Source organism: Streptomyces sp. YIM 121038 (assembly GCF_006088715.1).
Classification (GTDB): Bacteria; Actinomycetota; Actinomycetes; order Streptomycetales; family Streptomycetaceae; genus Streptomyces.
Genome location: NZ_CP030771.1, coordinates 9608908 through 9625685, shown reverse-complemented (window position 1 = coordinate 9625685; position 16778 = coordinate 9608908). Strand labels below are relative to the sequence as shown.

14 protein-coding genes are annotated in these 16778 nt (G+C 73.1%); 2 read left to right on the top strand and 12 right to left on the bottom strand.

Annotated elements, in window-relative coordinates; genetic code table 11:
- Positions 1-185: 185 nt before the first annotated feature.
- The 8 genes from C9F11_RS40710 to C9F11_RS40680 all read right to left on the bottom strand — a co-directional run bounded on the left by C9F11_RS40710 (position 186) and on the right by C9F11_RS40680 (position 9910).
- Positions 186-839, bottom strand: coding sequence for a DUF5825 family protein (locus C9F11_RS40710; RefSeq protein ID WP_138965318.1), 654 nt, complete (start codon positions 837-839; stop codon positions 186-188).
- Positions 840-870: 31 nt separating this feature from the next.
- On the bottom strand, positions 871-2793 hold the full coding sequence (locus tag C9F11_RS40705) for a RiPP maturation radical SAM C-methyltransferase (RefSeq protein WP_138965316.1): 1923 nt from the start codon (positions 2791-2793) through the stop codon (positions 871-873).
- A gap of 68 nt (positions 2794-2861) precedes the next feature.
- Positions 2862-2990 (bottom strand): hypothetical protein, encoded by a 129-nt coding sequence (locus C9F11_RS49775; protein ID WP_264081221.1) that lies wholly within the window; start codon positions 2988-2990, stop codon positions 2862-2864.
- A 12-nt stretch (positions 2991-3002) separates the two neighbouring features.
- Positions 3003-4796: an alpha/beta fold hydrolase gene (locus C9F11_RS40700; protein ID WP_249402090.1), complete on the bottom strand. Its 1794-nt coding sequence runs from the start codon at positions 4794-4796 to the stop codon at positions 3003-3005.
- Positions 4793-6070, bottom strand: coding sequence for an MFS transporter (locus tag C9F11_RS40695; protein WP_138965314.1), 1278 nt, complete (start codon positions 6068-6070; stop codon positions 4793-4795). The genes C9F11_RS40700 and C9F11_RS40695 overlap by 4 nt, the downstream gene beginning before the upstream one ends.
- A gap of 484 nt (positions 6071-6554) precedes the next feature.
- Positions 6555-7049: a hypothetical protein gene (locus C9F11_RS40690; RefSeq protein WP_138965312.1), complete on the bottom strand. Its 495-nt coding sequence runs from the start codon at positions 7047-7049 to the stop codon at positions 6555-6557.
- 91 nt (positions 7050-7140) lie between these two features.
- The gene (gene aspA, locus C9F11_RS40685) at positions 7141-8649 is read right to left on the bottom strand and encodes an aspartate ammonia-lyase (protein WP_138965310.1); all 1509 of its coding nucleotides are present in this window, start codon (positions 8647-8649) and stop codon (positions 7141-7143) included.
- A gap of 211 nt (positions 8650-8860) precedes the next feature.
- Positions 8861-9910, bottom strand: coding sequence for an asparaginase (locus C9F11_RS40680; protein WP_138965308.1), 1050 nt, complete (start codon positions 9908-9910; stop codon positions 8861-8863).
- 180 nt (positions 9911-10090) lie between these two features.
- On the opposite strand from C9F11_RS40680, the gene C9F11_RS40675 reads away from it, so the two are divergent.
- Positions 10091-10558, top strand: a complete 468-nt coding sequence (locus C9F11_RS40675) for an Lrp/AsnC family transcriptional regulator (protein ID WP_138965306.1) — start codon at positions 10091-10093, stop codon at positions 10556-10558.
- Between the two features lie 178 nt (positions 10559-10736).
- Positions 10737-11255, top strand: a complete 519-nt coding sequence (locus tag C9F11_RS40670; protein WP_138965304.1) for a ricin-type beta-trefoil lectin domain protein — start codon at positions 10737-10739, stop codon at positions 11253-11255.
- An 82-nt stretch (positions 11256-11337) separates the two neighbouring features.
- Here C9F11_RS40670 and C9F11_RS40665 read toward each other — a convergent pair whose 3' ends face one another.
- From C9F11_RS40665 to C9F11_RS40650, 4 genes are all read right to left on the bottom strand, one after another.
- Positions 11338-12138: a maleylpyruvate isomerase family mycothiol-dependent enzyme gene (locus C9F11_RS40665; protein WP_138965302.1), complete on the bottom strand. Its 801-nt coding sequence runs from the start codon at positions 12136-12138 to the stop codon at positions 11338-11340.
- Positions 12139-12263: 125 nt separating this feature from the next.
- Complete coding sequence (locus tag C9F11_RS40660) at positions 12264-14003, bottom strand: ABC transporter ATP-binding protein (protein ID WP_138967579.1); 1740 nt, start codon at positions 14001-14003, stop codon at positions 12264-12266.
- Positions 14004-14259: 256 nt separating this feature from the next.
- Entirely contained in the window at positions 14260-16017 is a 1758-nt protein-coding gene (gene murJ, locus C9F11_RS40655; RefSeq protein ID WP_138965300.1) for a murein biosynthesis integral membrane protein MurJ, read from the bottom strand.
- Positions 16018-16086: 69 nt separating this feature from the next.
- On the bottom strand, positions 16087-16746 hold the full coding sequence (locus C9F11_RS40650) for an NAD(P)-binding domain-containing protein (protein WP_138965298.1): 660 nt from the start codon (positions 16744-16746) through the stop codon (positions 16087-16089).
- Between the last annotated feature and the right edge of the window lie 32 nt (positions 16747-16778).

Genomic DNA, 16778 nt, shown 5'->3' with positions numbered 1-16778 from the left:
CGTCATGTCCTTCAGGTTGATGACTGTTCCTTTCGTCTGGGACATGGACGTTCCGCGCATCGCCGTCTCCTTGATCTCGTGGGCTGCTCCGGAGATGGTCGCACCACGGGCTCGGGGCCGTCGACCGGTTTTCCCGGCGCGGCCCCTCCACCCCTCTCGTTCAGCGGCCCCTCCACCGCTCTCGTTCAGATGGCGATCGACTGCTGCAGCCAGCGGCTCACGCGGTAGGGAATCCACCAGGCGTACGGACCCACGTCCAGGACGAGCTTCTCGCCGCGGAAGTCGTCCAGGGCCGCCCCGGGGACGCTGTCGGCGGGCGCGCCGTAGTCGAGGAGGTCGATGGCCGTCGCGTACTCGGGCTCGTCGGCGGTGAAGCGGCGCAGCTCGCCCCAGCGCCGGTCCCGGATCTGGATGAAGCCCGGCCCCTTGCGCCACAGGCATTTGCACAGGTAGTGGCCGCGCCGCCAGGTGCGAAGGGACGCCTCGGCGTCGGTGGGGCCGTGCAGGGAAGCGGGCGGCTGGAGGTGGCTGAGCACCCGCCAGCTCTCCCCCGCGTCGCTGTCGAGCAGCAGCTCCCACTCCACCATGACGGCGCGCGCGGTCAGGTCCCGGACGAGGCTGAGCCGGTGCAGGGCGGCTGCCGGGTCGGTGGCGGCGGTCAGGTCGACGGGGGCGGGCAGGCGCACCCGGCGCGCGCCCAGCTCCCACAGGCGCGCCGCCTCGCCGCGGGCCGGGCCCGGCAGCGGCACCTCGCCCAGGAACATGCCGGGCAGCGCGCACGCGTCCGGGTCGTAGTCGCGCCAGGCCAGGAGCGTGGGCGAGGTGAGGGTGGCGGTCATCGGGCTCCTCCTGGTCGGTCGTTCGGGCGGGTCAGGCCGGCTCGGGGACGGCTTCGGGGTCGGCCGCGCCGTCCTCCGCGTGGACGTGCCGCATGAAGTCGAGGCGCAGCAGGTCCTCGTTGACCGCGGCCGGGGCGATGTGGACGTACTGGCCGGCGTCCGCGAAGACGATGCCGAGGGCGAGCCAGGAGTCGAGCAGCCGCTGCAGCCGCTCCTCGTCGACGCCGCTTCCGGGGACGCGCGAGGCGGCCTTGCGGGTGAGGGCCTGGAGGGTGTGCGGCTGGTCGAGGAGGCGGAAGACGGCCAACTCCAGGGGGTCGCTCAGCTCCATGGCGCGCCAGGCGAAGGCACGCCTGCGGCTGACCAGGACGATGCGGTCGCCGTGGTCGTCGTGGGTGAGGCGGGCGTCCGTGTGGTGCTTCTTCCAGTCGGCGAGGGCCGCGTTGAGGGCGCTGACGGTCTGCTCGCCGATGCCGCGGGCCGGGGCCTCGAAGACGTACGCCATGCCGTACAGCTCTTCTTCGGGCAGGTCGTAGGTGAAGCGGTAGTGGGCCTCGGGGCGCAGTCCGGTGAAGCCGAGTTCGGGCCGCTCGAAGTAGGGGCTGAAGCGTTCGATGGCGATGCGGGCGGAGAGGTCGACCGGTGGGTCGAGGTGTTCCAGGGCGGGGATCTGCGCGACGACCGGGTCGTAGTCCTCGGAGCTCTCGCCGGGGAAGCCGTGCAGGTAGTTCCAGGCGACGGACAGGCCGGTCTCGGCGCCGTCGCGGAGCATCCGGACGTTCTGGCAGCCGCTGACGCCCTTGTCCATCAGGTCCAGGACGCGGCTGTTGAGGCTCTCGATGCCCGGCTGGACGTAGATGAGCCCGGCGTCGGCGAGGGTGCGCAGCTGGCTGCGCTTCATGTTGGCCTTGATCTCGATGTGCAGGCGCAGGTCGTAGCCGCTGTCGATGATGCGGGGCAGGACGGTCGTCAGATAGCGCATGTCGAGGATGTTGTCGACGACGTACATGTCGAGCACCCGGTGGCGGCGGGCCAGCTCCATGATCTCTTCGTAGAAGGTGTCCGGGCTCTTGGAACGGAACTCCATGAACGAGCCGTTCAGCCCGCAGAAGGTGCAGTGGTGCTTCTCGCCCCACCAGCAGCCGCGGGCGCCCTCGACGACGAGCTTGGGCTCCACCCAGTTGCGGGCCACCGAGGCGGCGAGGCGCTCGAAGTAGCCGCTGTAGTCGGGCGGCAGGATGGCCGCGGGCGGCAGCGGCCGGGTGGCCATCGGGTTGGCGATGCTCGTGCCCGAGGCGTCGCGGCGGCACAGGCCGGGCACGTCGTCGACCGCGGCCCTCTCCTTGAGCGCGGTGAGCAGCTGCGGGAAGGCGCCCTCGCCCTCGCCGCGGACGACGTAGTCGACGAAGGCGAAGTTGCGGTGCACGGCGGCGCCCTGCTCGCCGTCGCAGTTGGCGCCGCCCATGACGGTCACGACGTGCGGGGCGAGTTCCTTGACCCGACGGGCGGCGGCGAGCGCGGCGGTGTTCTGCTGGAAGGTGGAGGTGAAGCCGACGACGTCGGGCTCCTTCGCCACGATCTGCTGGGCGATCATCTCGACGAACTCGGGGACGACGCGGTGCAGTTCACGCGTCATCTTCATCCGCGCGGCCTTGAGCTTGCCGGTCATGGTGGCCGTGAACTCCTCGTCCCGCCACTGCGGGTCGTCGTACAGGGCGGAGGAGAAGACCCAGTCGCCGCAGCCCATGAAGTACGAGGAGAGGGCGTAGTACTCGTAGTCGTCACCGGTGAACTCGGTGCGCTCGGTGATCCAGTCGGTGAAGGCGAGGTTGGCGTGCAGCACCTCGGCGGTGGCGCCGGGGACGCGCTCGTCCACGCTCCGTTTGAGGATGCCCAGGGCGAGGGACGGAAGGTCGATGGGCGACCAGGGCATGTTGACCAGCAGTACGCGCATGGGCGCTCCTCCGATGGTGGGGCCGACCGGCCCCCGGGGGGTGCTCCCGGGGGCCGGCCGGTTCGGGATCAGTCCTCGACGCTCTCGTCGCCGTCCTCGGCGTTGCGGAACGGGACGGTGACCGTGATGCCGATGCTCGGCTTCCGGTTCGTCTCGTCCTCCGCGAGCGGGTCGTTGTGGATGACGTCCTTCTGCATGGCTCTCTCCTCTCACTGATGGGCGGTGCGGTGAGCTGACCCCCTTCCGGGCGGAGGGGGGCGTCTGGGTGGGGTGGTGCCGCGGAGCTCCCGGTCGAGGAAGAGCACCGCGCGGCGCAGCACGGCCACGTGGTCGCCGCCGTCGTAGCCGTCGTGCCCGGAGTCCAGCCAGAGGGACTCGTGCCGGGCACCGACGGCGTGGAGGACGCCGAGGTAGGAACGGACCTGTGCGGCGGGGCATTTGGTGTCGTGCGTGGCGGCGACGACCAGCAGCGGATCCTGTACGTCGACGGCGTACCGGATCGGGGAGCTGTGCGCGTAGCGTGCGGGGACCTGCTCGGGGGTGCCGCCGAACAGCCGCTCGTCCAGGGCGCGCAGGGCCGGGGTGGCCGAGGCGTGGGCGGCGGCGTAGTCGGCCACCGGCTTCACGGCGACGCCCGCCCGCCACAGGCCGGGTCGGGTGCCGAGGGCGAGCAGGACGAGGTAGCCGCCCCAGGAGGTGCCCCAGAGGCCGGTCGCGTCGGGGCGGATCAGGCCGCGCGCGACGAGGTCGGCCCGCACGGCGGTGAGGTCCGCGACCTGGGTGTGGCCGACGCCGTCGCCGAAGGCGCGCTGCCAGCGGGGGCCGTAGCCGGTGGAGCCGCGGTAGTTGACCCGGGCGACGGCGAAGCCGGAGGCGACCAGGGAGTGCACGGTGCCGTCGTAGGCGTCGCGGTCGTGATCGGCGGGGCCGCCGTGCACCAGGAAGACGGCGGGGTAGGGGCCGGGGCCGTCCTCGGGGAGGCTGAGCAGGGTGTGCACCGGGCCGTCGGGGCCGGGCGTGCGGATGTCGCGCAGGGTGCCGGGTACGCGGCCCTCGACGGTGCCGAGGGGCGGCAGCGGTGTGCCGGCGGTGGCGGCCATCCGCGGCGGGTGCGCCGTGTCGGTCCAGAGGGTGTGCAGGTCGCCGCCGGGGTGCGGGGCGGCGTCCAGCAGGGTACCGGGTGGCGCGGGGACGGCGTCGAGGGCGCGCCGTTCGAGGTCGGCGCGGTGCAGCAGGGAGCGTCCGTGGCGGTCCTGGCGGATGAGGACGGAGCGCCCTTCGGGGTACCAGCGGGCGGTGATCTGGGTGTCGAAGGCGCACCAGTCGTGCGTCACGGTGCCGGTGGCGGGGGTCCAGGTCTCCAGCAGATAGCGGTCGTCGCGCTCGCGGACGAGGAGCAGGGTGGCGTCCGGTCCCGCCGGTGCGAAGCCGAGGGCCCACAGCCTGCCGTGCGCGCCGTCCCCGGGCAGGACCGCGGCGGCGTCGCCTTCGGGGGTGAGGACCGTGACGGCGTGGGGCGAGTCGGCGCCGCGCGTGAGGACCAGCAGGTCGCCCGCCGGGGTGAGTCCGGCGAGCGCGGCGGGCCCGTCGACGCGCGTCACCTCGCGGCCGGGGCCGCCCCGGGACCCGATGTGGACGGCGGTGCCGTCGTCCAGGCCGATGCCGACGGCGGCGATGGCGCCGCCGGTCACGGCCAGGCCGCGCGCGGTGCCGTCCGGGACGCCGGCGAGTCCGGGCCGGTCGGGGCCGCCGGTGAAGGGCTGGAACCGCCAGTGGCCGACGCCCCGGGCGTCCTCGGCGAACCACCAGACGCGGGCGTCCCGGTCGATCGCGCCGTGCAGGGTCCCGCCCGGCCTGTCGGTGACCTGCCGGGCGCGGCGGGCGGCCGCGTCCCAGGTGAAGACCTCGCAGCGGCCGTCGGCGTCGGCGGTGAACACCATCCGGCGCGGGTCGGCGGCGCACACCTCGGGCAGCGCGGCCCGGTAGACCTGGAAGCGGCTCACGCGGCGGCCTCCGCGAGGGCGGCCCGCCGGGTGGTGTGCACGGCGAGGACGGTGAGCAGGGCGGCGCAGCAGAGGGCGGGCGCTGCGGTGTCCACCCGGTCGGCGAACAGGCCCGCGAGGACCGGGGCGAGGGCCGCGGCGCCGCCGGACGCGGTGCCGAGGACCGCGCCGACGCGGGCCTGCACGGCGGGCTCGGCGACGAGGAGCACCCGCGCCTGGAGGACCACGGCGGCCAGCGGGATGACCAGGCAGACCGCGCCGAGCAGCGCGCCGTACGCCCACGGTCCGGTGGCGGTGGCGAGTGCCGCGGTCAGCGGGACGAGCAGCCAGGTCGCAGCGGTGACGAGCCGGGCGGCGCCGACGCGGACCGCGACCTTCGGCGCGGCGAGCGAACCGGCGAGCCCCGCGCCGCCGGAGACCGCGAGCACGACGCCGAGCGGAAGCGCCCCCGTGCCGGAGCGCTCGAGGGCGAAGACGGCGGCGTAGTAGAGCGCGACGGCGACGCCGTTGACGAGGGCGATCCAGACCAGGACCAGGCGCAGCAGCGGCTGTCGCCGCACCAGGCGCAGGCCCGCCGCGGCCTCGCGGAGCAGGCTGTCGCCGGAGGGCTCCGTCGCGGCCTTCAGGTCGGTGCGCATCCCGCGTACGCAGAGGGCGGCGACGGCGTAGGAGACCGCGTCGGCCAGGAAGGGCAGGGCGCGCGAGAGCTGGTAGGCGGCGCCGCCGAGGGCCGGGCCGAGGATCAGCGCGCCCTGGTCGGCGGCGGCGAGCCGGGCGACCGCGCGCGGCTGTTCGTCGGGCGGGCAGACCAGGGCGACGGTGCCGCGCGAGGCCGCCTCGTGGCAGGCGGTGGCGAACCGCTCGACCAGGACGGCGCCGAGGAGGTGGGCGAGCGTGAGGTGCCCGAGCGCGAGCGTCAGGGCGACGGACCCCAGGGCGAGCGCGGAGACGGCGGCGGACCAGAACATGATCGTCTTGCGGGCGCCCCGGTCGGCGGGGACCGCGGCGAGCGGGCCGAGCAGGATCCCGGCGGCCAGCGACAACCCGGCCACGAGCCCGGCCGTCTGCGCGGAGTGGCCGAGCGCGAGGAGCAGCAGCGGCAGGACGACGCCGGAGGCCTGGGTGCCGAGTGCGTCGGCGGCGTTGGCCCACCAGAAGAGGCGGAAGTCGCGGGCGGAGAGCGCATCGGCACCGGCGCGGGGGCCTTGGGGCGGCCGAGGCCGCGCTACGTCGCCGTGGCGGTCCGGTGTGTCCGCTTCCGTCTGTGGCTCCACGCAACCCCCTCACAACTGTGAACTACCTGTGCAGAGATGTGCAGAAAGTGAAACGAGAGCGGGATCGTAGCCAGCCTCCGGAGCGGGCTACAAGACGCCGGGGTCGCTGACTGAAAAGCACCGTGGCGGGGCTTACCGGAGGCACATCGGCCCGTGAACCAAGGGGAGGAATGAGTTCCGTCAGGTTGTCCGTGACTATCGAGGCGCACGTGACACGTGTGACATGAGGGACACCACGAGGAACGTCAACGCCTGGGACGGGCGGGGGCCGTGGGGTGTTCGCCGACCGCCAACTCTGCTACGCAGACAGGGCGTTGACGGTTCCACTCGGGCGAGAGGATGGCTGGTTCCCGACGGTGCGCGAGGCTGCGCCGATGGCCGGGAGACACACCGCACCGGTGCCCGGAAGGCGTGGCGGACTCGCCGGCTCCGCCAGGGATGGGCATCGACGACGCAGCCGGCGAGGGTTCGGGAGGGCGACGGGTCAGGCGTCGGGCGGCACGCCCAGGGTCCGCGTGACCTCTTCGTAGGCCCGCAGCGTGTCCAGGAAGGTCTCGCGGCCCCAGAGCGCGAGCCCGAGGAGCGCGACGAGGACGGCGGTGACGTGGAGGTCGCCGAGCGGGTCGTCGGCGTGGGCGCTGCGGAACGCTTCCCGGTCGCCGCTCGCCCAGGCGCGGACCGCCTGCGTCACGGTGAACTCGTAGGCGGTGGGCGCGGCGGCGGCCACCTCGTCGGCGAGCCGCACCACGTCCCCGGTCCGCAGCTCCCGGCCCGTCAGCTCCACGAGGGCCAGCGTGGACCGCAGCAGCCCGCCGAGCACCGCGTACGTCTGCTGCCGTTCGGCCTCGCCGACGCGGGCCAGGGCCCGGGTCACCGCGGCGGCGTCGCGCGCCGCGTAGCCGCGGACCACGCCGAGGGCGCGGTCCGCGGCCGCGGCGGACACCTCCCGCCCGTCTGCTCCCCGCTGCCCGTCGCTCATGATGACCACGCTAGTTCAGCGCGGTCACCACGGACTCCGTCCGGGGGCGTGGCCGGGCTCGGCCGAAAGCACTAGGACCGGGCGGAACGCGCTAGGACCAGCGAGCACGCTGGTCGGAGGCGCCCGCGAGGCGTTCGGGGGTGAGCAGCTCGGCCAGCCGCTCGGCGGGCAGCAGGCCCTTCTCCAAGGTGAGTTCGGCGACGCCGCGCCCCGTCCGCAGGGCCTCCTGGGCGATGGCGGTGGCCGCGGTGTAGCCGATGTGCGGGTTGAGGGCGGTGACCAGGCCGATGGAGTTCTCCACGGAGGCACGCAGCGCTTCGGTGTTGGCGGTGATGCCGCCGTCAGGGCCCGCGACGCAGCGCTCCGCGAGGGTCAGACAGGCCGCTCGCAGGGACGTGACGCTCTTGGACAGGGCGTGCAGGATGACCGGCTCGAAGGCGTTGAGCTGGAGCTGGCCGGCCTCGGCTGCCATCGTGACGGTGAGGTCGTTGCCGATGACCTCGAAGGCGACCTGGTTGACGACCTCGGGGATCACCGGGTTCACCTTGCCCGGCATGATGCTCGAACCGGCCTGGACCGGGGGCAGATTGATCTCGTTGAGGCCCGCGCGCGGCCCCGAGGAGAGCAGCCGCAGGTCGTTGCAGGTCTTGGAGAGCTTCACCGCGATCCGCTTGAGGACGCCGGAGAGCTGCACGAACGCGCCGCAGTCCTGGGTGGCCTCGATCAGGTTCGCGGAGGTCACCAGGGGCAGGCCGGTGATCTCGCACAGATGGCGGCGGGCCGTCTCGGCGTAGCCCGGCGGGGTGTTGAGGCCGGTGCCGATGGCGGTGGCGCCGAGGTTGATCTCGTGCATCAGCTCGACGGCCTCGGACAGACGGCCCCGGTCCTCCTCCAGCATGACCGCGTACGTGGAGAACTCCTGGCCGAGCGTCATCGGCACGGCGTCCTGGAGCTGGGTGCGCCCCATCTTCAGGACGTCCCTGAACTCCACGGCCTTGGCGGCGAAGGCGTCCTGGAGCACGGCCATGGCCTGGAGCAGCCCGTGCACCGCCGTGATCGTCGCGATGCGCAGGGCGGTCGGGTAGGCGTCGTTGGTGGACTGGCTGAGGTTGACGTCCTCGTTGGGGTGCAGATGCGCGTACGCGCCCTTGGCGTGGCCGAGCAGTTCGAGGCCCCGGTTGGCGACGACCTCGTTGACGTTCATGTTCGTGGAGGTCCCGGCGCCGCCCTGGATGACGTCCACGACGAACTGGTCGTGCAGGTGCCCCGCGCGGATCTCCCGGCACGCCGCCACGATGGCGCGGGTCTTCTCGGCGGACAGCAGGCCCCGTTCCTCGTTGGCCCGCGCCGCGGCCTCCTTGACGGCGGCGAGCGCGTCGACGAGCTGCGGGTACACGGAGATCGGGACGCCCGTGACGGGGAAGTTCTCCGTGGCGCGCAGCGAGTGGATGCCCCAGTACGCGTCCGCGGGGACGTCGCGCTCACCGAGCAGGTCGTGCTCGCGGCGGGTGCGCGGAGGCCCGGCCGGGGTGTTCGTGGCGACCGCGCCGATCGGACGGTCGGATGCGGCTTCGGCGGCGGGCCGGGCGGGGGCGGTCATGGGGTGGTCCTTTGTGTCCTGTGGTACGAGGGTGGTGCGGGAACGCCCGCGGGAACGCCCGCGGGAACGCCCGCGGGAACGCCCGCGGAAACGCCCGCGGAAACGCCCGCGGAAACGGGGAGGACGCGAGACGAGCGCGAGGCCGCGCGCGGGGCACGGGAAGTGCGCGGGCCGCGGGGCGCGGGGAGTGCGAAGGGCGCGGGTTCGCGCGTCAGGCGGCCGAGGCCGACGCCTGGCCTTCGCTCTGGTCCGGGGTGCCCAGGAGCTGTCGCAGCAGCGCGCCCCGCCGCTGGGGTGCGGCGTCCGCGAGCAGCGCGGCGAGGACGGCGATGCGCGCCTGCCCGGCGCGGAGGGTGCCGGTGAGCACGGCGCCCGCGGCGACCAGGTCGACCGCGCCGCCGCCGGTGTAGATCTCGGCGACCGGGCCGGAGTGCACCCGGGTGGTGAGGGCCACCAGGACGCCCCGGTCCACGGCCGCCGCGACGGCGTCGGCGAACCGCGGTGTCGCGTTGCCCGCTCCGGTGGCCACGAGCACGATGCCCCGCGCCCCGGCGGCGACCGCGGCGTCCAGGAGCAGCGGGTCGGCGTCGCAGTGGTGCATCACGATGTCGACGCGGGGCAGCGGGTCGGAGCCCACGGGCGCGGGCAGCGGCAGCGGCTCGGGCCGCTCGGGGCGCCGGTCGACGTCCACGCGCCCGAAGCCGAGCCGCCCCACGGGCTGCCCGGACGGGTCGGCGAACGGGTGCGCGGCCAGGGTGCGGGTCTTCACGGTGCCGCGCGCCGCGTGCATCGTGCCGTCGAAGACGACCAGGACTCCCATGTCCCGTACGGTCGCGGCGACTTGCAGGGCGTCGTACACATTGCCCGGGCCGTCGCCGTCGGCGGCGCCCAGCGGGCGCTGCGCGCCGGTGAAGACCACCGGGCGCGGGTCGTCGTGGTGCAGGTCGACGAAGAAGGCCGACTCCTCCAGGGTGTCGGTGCCGTGCGTGACGACGACCCCGGTGACGCCGGGATCGGAGAGCGCCTCGCGCACCGCGCGCAGCAGCGTGAGCTGCCGGGCGGAGGTCATGCTGGAGCTGTTCACGTTGAACAGGTCGACGACCTCGACCGTGACGCCGTCCGGCACGGCGGCCTGGGCCAGGACCTCGCCGCCGGAGGCGTCGGCGGCGTACCCGGCGCCCTGCCAGCGGCTGGCGATGGTGCCACCGGTGCTGATGACGACGACCCGCCGCGGGGCCGTCGGGGATGCCAGCTGCGTCATCGGCGCGGGCCTGCCTCTCCATGAGTCCGGGGTGCGGCCGGGCGCTGTTCGCCGCGCGGCCGCATAGATCGACGGCCCGAGGTTCACGGACAGTCACGTCGCAAGAATAGGCGAGCCCCCGCGCAAGGCGATTGCGAGATCAACCCGGAGATGCGGGTTTCAGTAGTGCAGAATTGCGTCATGGACCGAATTGACCTCGATATCTTGCGCGAGCTCCAGAAGGACGGCCGTCTCAGCAACCAGGAGCTGGCCCAGCGCATCGGCCTCAGCGCGTCGCCCTGCATGCGGCGGGTGCGGCAGCTGGAGCAGGACGGGGTGATCCAGGGCTACCGCGCGGTCGTCGACCCGGAGGCGGTGGGCCGCGGCTTCGAGGTCCTGGTCTCCATCGAGGTCCGCCGGGACCGCGAGACGGTCGAGGCGTTCGAGGCGGCGCTCCAGGACATCCCCGACGTCATCGAGGCGTACCGCCTCTTCGGCAGCCCCGGCTGTCTGCTGCGCATCGCGGTCGCCGACCTGGCCGCCTACGAACGCCTGTGGATCGAGCGCCTCACGACCCTGGACGGGGTCACCGAGGTCAACTCCCAGATCATCATGAAGCGCATCAAGGAACCTCGCGGCCTTCCCGTGGACCGGGTGCCGAGGTCCTGAGCACTCCCTCGCGGAGCGCGAAGTGAAGGGACGCCGAAGGAGAGCGGGCCTCCCGTCGCCCGCCGCCGCACGGGAAGGTGAACCTTCACCGGCTCTTCGTCGATCCCGACCCCTTTCCTCAGGTTCTCCTCCCATTCGCCCTCGATGGCCTGCCGGGCAAGCCCCTTAGGTTTTGCTCATGCACACCACACGGGTAACGCATCGTCTGAGTACCGGAGTCGCGGCCCTCGCGCTGGCGGGAGGGATCTGCGTCCTGCAGCCCACCTCCGCCCAGGCGGCTCCTGGCCCGGAGTACTGGACTTTCAGGAACATCTACCTGAACGGCAACCAATGCCTCACCGGCGGGAAGATCAACGGCGGGAAGACCAGTGTCTTCATGTCCAAGTGCAACGGAAGCAATTTCCAGCAGTGGGACTGGCGTGGCGACGACCCGGGTGGGTTGTCGATGAAGCAGCTCCAGAACAAGGCGACCGGCCTCTGCCTGGCCACCGACAACAAGAGCTGGGAGAACAACGCCGTCTGGACGAGCCGGTGCGAGTGGCGGGACGGCATGCGCTTTCACTACGACGACGACCAGAAGTACATCATGTCGGCGCTGACCAGCTACAACGTCTTCTTGACCGCCCGTGAGTCCGGGGCGGTCTACAGCACATCGGACAACGATGCCGCGGGGCACTCGTGGTTCGGATCGCACTGAAGGCTCTCCGCGCGCCTGGCCCTTTCCCGGGGCTCGCCAGAGTACAGCTCCGCAAAGGGCCAGGGGGCGGACGGGCTCTCCCTCACTTCCGGAGCCAGTGGCTCACCGTCTCGCGCCACTGCTCGAACAGGGCCCGGTCACCGATGACCTCGGGGCCTTCGGGGAGAGCCGACTCGCGCTGGTAGAGCGCCAGGAGCAGGGCGGTGGCCGGGCCGCGGACCGCGACCGCGGCCTTCTCGTGCACGGGCCGGGTGGTGATGGCGTCGCCGGTGAGGTCGACGAACCACTCCCCCGCGCTCGCGGGCTCGGCGTCGGTGGCGTGGAAGTGGACCGTGCGACCGGGGCCGAGGAGGGCACGCAAGTGCTCCTCGGACTCGTAGACCTGCGGCAGGACGGTGAACTCCATCCACTCGCCGACGCCGATCAGCGCGACGTCCGTGGCGAGGGTGTAGGGGCCGCCGACGGCGACGGCCGCGTCCGCACGGTGCAGGACCGTCTCGAACAGCATGCGCCGGGCCCAGAACTCCGGCGTGCCGCCGGGCGCGGGCGTCCACACCGGGGCGTCGGGTCCCACCGCGCGCAGGGTGTCCGTGAGGCGCGCCGCGCCCTCGACCACCCAGTCCGCGAGCGCGGCGGCGTCGGCGCGGTCGTCCCCGGCGACGTCGTCGACCTGGTCGTGGGGCACCGGCCCGCTGGCCCGGGTGCGGACCACGGCCTCGGCCCAGCGGTGCGCGCCGCCCACGTGCCGCAGGAGGTTGCCGAGGCTCCAGCCGGGGCAGGTCCGCACCGGCACGGCGAGGTCGGCGTCCTTGACCTGAGCCCTCAAGTGCTCGGCCTGCGTGCTGATTTCGGATACGTGACGATCGAAGGTCACCTTGGTCATGGCCTCACCGTAGATCATGCCGTCGGGGCTCGGCGCGGGCTTTAATCACGCCACGGCGCGGCTCCGTTCCCGCCACCGCCCCGGACCCGTTCCCGCCACCGCCCCGCCCCGGTGCGGCCCGGGCGTCACGAGGCGGTCGCCAGGAACTGTGTGGCCGCGAGCTCGCCGTACAGCGGGTCCGCCGCCACGAGTTCGTCGTGCGTGCCCGTCGCGCGGACCCGGCCCGCGTCCATGACGACGATCTGGTCGGCGAGCGTCACCGTCGACAGGCGGTGGGCCACGACCAGGACGGTCACCTCGCGGGACACCTCGGCGACGACGTCGCGCAGCGCGAGTTCGTTGACCGCGTCGAGCTGCGAGGTGGCCTCGTCCAGGAGCAGCAGCCGGGGCTTGCGCAGCAGGGCGCGGGCGATGGCCACGCGCTGGCGTTCGCCGCCGGAGAGCTTGGAGCCGCGGTGGCCGACCACGGTGCCGAGGCCGTCGGGCAGCCGCTCGACAAGGGCGTCGAGCCGGGCCCGTACCAGCACGTCGCGCAGGTCGGCCTCGGTGGCGTCCGGGGCGGCGAAGACGAGGTTCTCACGCAGGGTGCCCGCGAGGACGGGGGCGTCCTGCTCGACGTAGCCGATGGTGGCGCGCAGGTCGGCGAGCGGCCAGTCCTGTACGTCCTTGCCGTCGACGAGGACGCGGCCGCCGGTGGCCTCGTAGAACCGCTCGACGAGTCCGAACACGGTGGTCTTGCCCGCGCCGGACGGGCCGACGAACGCGGTGATGCCGGGGCCGGGGACGGTGAAGGTCACGCCGTGGTGGACCAGGGGCAGCCCGTCCTGGTAGCGGAAGGTGACGTTGTCGAAGGCCACGGCGGCGGGGGTGTTCCGCGCCCCGGCCGCGCGCGGCGAGGGCGCGTCGAGCTCCTCGGTCTCCATGCGCTCGGCCCGCACGATGCGGGCGACGGCGGCGGCACCCACCTGGTACTGGGTGACCGCGTCGACGAGTCGGCTCACCGGGTCGATCAGGTAGAAGAGCAGCATCAGGAACGCCACCAGCGTGGCCACGGAGATCGCCTCGGAGGCGACGCGCGCGCCGCCGACGCCGAGCACCGCGAGGAACGACACCTGGATGGCGAAGCCCATGGAGCTCCACGCCACGGCCTGCCACTTGGCGGACTTCACGCCGTACCGCCAGGCCTCGTGGGCGGCCTCCTCCACGGCGGCCGTCTCGCGCCGCTCGGCGCCGGAGGCCTTCAGGGTGCGGAAGGCGCCGAACGCGCGCTCCAGCGCGGTCGAGATCATGCCGACGGCCTCCTGGGAGCGCTCGGTCGCCTTGGAGATCTGCGGCATGACGAGGGCGGTGGCGCCGCCGATGAGGACGATCACGCCGAGGGTGACGCCGAGCAGCACCGCGTCCATGAAGGCCATCATCACGATGGTCGCGATGACGGTGAGGGCGCCGGAGAACGCCGACACCACCGACTGCGTGGTGACGGCCTGCAGCAGCGTCGTGTCCGAGGTGACGCGGGACATCAGGTCGCCGGGCTGTACGCGCTCGATCTCGCTGACCTTCAGCCGCAGCAGCCGGCGTATCAGGGAGCGCCGGGAGTCCAGGACGACGGACTGGGCGGTGCGTTCCAGGATGTAGCTGCCGACGGACTCGACGGCGGTGCCGATGACGAGGAGCCCGGTCAGCAGGATCAGGATCGAGGAGATCGACTCGTCGTCGGACAGCCGGTTGACGAGTTCCTCGATGGCCACGGGCTGGGCGAGGCCGGTGGCCGCGCCGATGAGGGTGAACAGCGCGCCGAGCGCCACCGCGCCGCGGTGCGGCCGGAAGTGCCGGTAGAGCACGCTCCAGGTCTCCTTGGCGGGCAGCCGCTCCGGTCTGCCCGCCTCGCCTTCGCCCTTCGCCCGCTCCTCACCGCTGTGTTCAGTCACGTTTTGCTCGGCCTTGGCCCGCTCGGTCGGGTCTCTCTCGGCAGGGGGCCGCTTGTCGAAGGAGGGATCTGCACCAGTCACACCTGGCAGGACGCAGCACGGGGGCACATTGCCTGACACGCCCTCCCCCACACCCGACCACCGCTTTCAAGCCACCGAACGCCACCCACCCCCATGGCCACCCGCACGCCGCTCAGCGCACCCCGAGTCGCACCTCACCGACCCGCAGCAGCCGGGCGAGCAGCAGATAGCCGAGGACCATCGCGGCGGCACCGGTGGCGAGCCCGAGCGCGGTCCGCAGCGTGCCCGCGCCCCCTCCGGACCCGAGCCCGTGCGCGACGGCCCAGGCCAGCGCGCCCGCCGGGGCGGCGGCGAGGCCGAGCTTGCCGTAGGTGCGCAGCAGGCGCCTGCCGTCCATGCGACCGCCGAGGCGCCTGCGCAACAGACGCGCGGTGAGCAGCAGTCCCACGGCGTACGACAGCGTGTACGCGCCCGCCATGCCGACGACGGCCCAGCGCGCCGGGAGGAGGTGGTGGCAGGCGGTGGCCAGGGCGATGTTCACGGCGGCGATCCACGCGGCCGTCCAGAACGGCGTGCGCGTGTCCTCGAAGGCGTAGAAGCCGCGCAGCAGCAGGTACTGGGCGGAGAAGGGGATGAGGCCGAGGCCGAAGGCCTGGAGCATCTGGCCGAGTGGCTGTGTGGCGGCGGCGTCGGTGGTGCCGTGCCCGAACAGCAGGGCCGCCGTCTGCGGGCCGAGCGCGAGGAAGAAGAACCCGGCGGGCACGATGACGACGCCGGTCAGACGCAGCGCGCGCGACAGCTCACCGCGCAGGTCGGCGGTGCGGCCCTGCGCCGCCGCCGTGCTCAGCCGCGGAAGCAGCGCCGTGACCAGGGAGACCGTGACGATGGACTGCGGCAGCAGCCAGATGGTCTGCGCGTACGAGTACGCCGTGTACCCGGCGCCCGCGGTGGGCAGTCGCTGGTCGGCCGCGTTGGCGTAGTTCGTGACGACGGTGAGCGCGATCTGGTTGACCAGGACGAACAGCAGGGTCCAGCGGGCCGCCCGGGCGCTCTGGCGCAGGCCCGCGCCGCGCCAGTCGAACCGGGGCCGGAAGCGGAAGCCCGCCGCGCGGACGTACGGGACCAGGGCGAGGGCCTGGAGGGCGATGCCGCAGGTGGTGCCGATACCGAGGAGCCGGATCTGGCTCGCGGTGATGTCGCCGACGCGGTCCGGCGCCGTCATGAGGCTCAGATAGGCGCCGAACATACCGATCAGGACGACGTTGTTGAGGACGGGCGTCCACATCATCGCGCCGAACTTCTCCCGGGCGTTGAGGACCTGCCCCAGCATGCCGAACATCCCGTAGAAGAAGATCTGGGGCAGCAGGAACCGCGCGAAGACGACGGTCAGCTCGAACGCCTCGTGGCTGTCCGGGGTGTCCCGCATGTACAGGCCGACGATCTCGGGAGCCGCCCACACCGCCAGGGCCGTGCCCCCGGCGAGCACGCACAGCACGAGGGTGACCAGGCGTTGCTCGTAGGCCCGGCCGCCGTCGGGGTGTGTGGTCCGGGCGCGGACGAGCTGCGGCACGAGCACGGCGTTGAGCGCGCCGCCGATCAGCAGGGTGTACAGGCCCGTCGGCACGGTGTTCGCCGTGTTGTACGTGCTGGCCAGCAGGCCGGTGCCGAGTGCGGCCGCCTGGAGGACCTGCCGGATGAGGCCGGTCGCTCGGGACACGACGGTGCCCAGCGCCATCAGGAGCGAAGACCGGGCGAGGCCGCCGCCCTTTCCCGGCCGGGCAGCGCCCTTCCTCGCCTTGGCTCCGGCTCTCCCCGCCTTGGCTCCGCGCTTCGGCGCGGCGTGCCGTCCCCGCCTGCTGCCCCGTGCCCCTCGCCCGTCCCGCTGCTCGCCCGGTGATAAGTCCGCCGGGATGTTCGCCCTCTCCGTCATCGCGCCAATCTACCCAGGGGTGATCATGCGGCGGAAAGGGGATGCCGGACCGGGCCGCTGTGCCTACGCCTACGCCCGGAAGTTCTCAGGCCGTTCCGGGCTCGCCGTCGCCAGGGCCTTGGTGACCTCCGCCGTGCCCGCTCGCAGGCCGTAGACGGGGGTGTCGGGCTGCTGGCGCCAGGAGTCGTCGATGCCGCCCGCGTCGACGGTGTCGAAGCCGAGGGCGTCGATGAGGTCGCGGACGGTGCGCTTCGCCGTCCGGTCGTCGCCGGCCACGGGCAGGGCCAGGCGGTCGGGGTCGCCCGCGGGCAGGGGCTTGTCGAGGATGTCCTGGGCGTAGGTGCCGTTGAACGCCTTGATGACCGGGTGGCCGATGTGCTGCTCGGTCCAGCGGCTCTCGGGCAGGCCGTTCTCGATGGCCTCGATCCTGCCGTCGCGCTCCTTCGGGTAGTAGTTGCCGGTGTCGATCACGGCGAAGCCGTCGGCGGCCCCGTCGAACAGGCCGGACGGCAGGTCGGGGATGTTCTTGAGCGGGATCGTCACGACGACGACCTCGGCGCCGCGCGCCGCCTCGGCCACCGTCACGGGCGTGGCCCCGGTCTCCTCCGCGAGGGCGGTGAGCGTGTGCGGGCCGCGGGAGTTTGCCACAGACACGTCGTGGCCGAGTGCGGTCAGACGGCGGGTGAGGTTCCCGCCGATGTTGCCCGCGCCGATGATGCCGATCCTCATGAGGTCCTCCAGGCCAGGACGCGTCACGGCCC

Bases quoted from the DNA above. Each gene is read 5' to 3' on its own strand.
- C9F11_RS40710 (WP_138965318.1), bottom strand. From the start codon at position 839: ATGACCGCCACCCTCACCTCGCCCACGCTCCTGGCCTGGCGCGACTAC.
- C9F11_RS40705 (WP_138965316.1), bottom strand. From the start codon at position 2,793: ATGCGCGTACTGCTGGTCAACATGCCCTGGTCGCCCATCGACCTTCCG.
- C9F11_RS49775 (WP_264081221.1), bottom strand. From the start codon at position 2,990: ATGCAGAAGGACGTCATCCACAACGACCCGCTCGCGGAGGACGAGACG.
- C9F11_RS40690 (WP_138965312.1), bottom strand. From the start codon at position 7,049: ATGAGCGACGGGCAGCGGGGAGCAGACGGGCGGGAGGTGTCCGCCGCG.
- aspA (WP_138965310.1), bottom strand. From the start codon at position 8,649: ATGACCGCCCCCGCCCGGCCCGCCGCCGAAGCCGCATCCGACCGTCCG.
- C9F11_RS40680 (WP_138965308.1), bottom strand. From the start codon at position 9,910: ATGACGCAGCTGGCATCCCCGACGGCCCCGCGGCGGGTCGTCGTCATC.
- C9F11_RS40675 (WP_138965306.1), top strand. From the start codon at position 10,091: ATGGACCGAATTGACCTCGATATCTTGCGCGAGCTCCAGAAGGACGGC.
- C9F11_RS40670 (WP_138965304.1), top strand. From the start codon at position 10,737: ATGCACACCACACGGGTAACGCATCGTCTGAGTACCGGAGTCGCGGCC.
- C9F11_RS40665 (WP_138965302.1), bottom strand. From the start codon at position 12,138: ATGACCAAGGTGACCTTCGATCGTCACGTATCCGAAATCAGCACGCAG.
- murJ (WP_138965300.1), bottom strand. From the start codon at position 16,017: ATGACGGAGAGGGCGAACATCCCGGCGGACTTATCACCGGGCGAGCAG.
- C9F11_RS40650 (WP_138965298.1), bottom strand. From the start codon at position 16,746: ATGAGGATCGGCATCATCGGCGCGGGCAACATCGGCGGGAACCTCACC.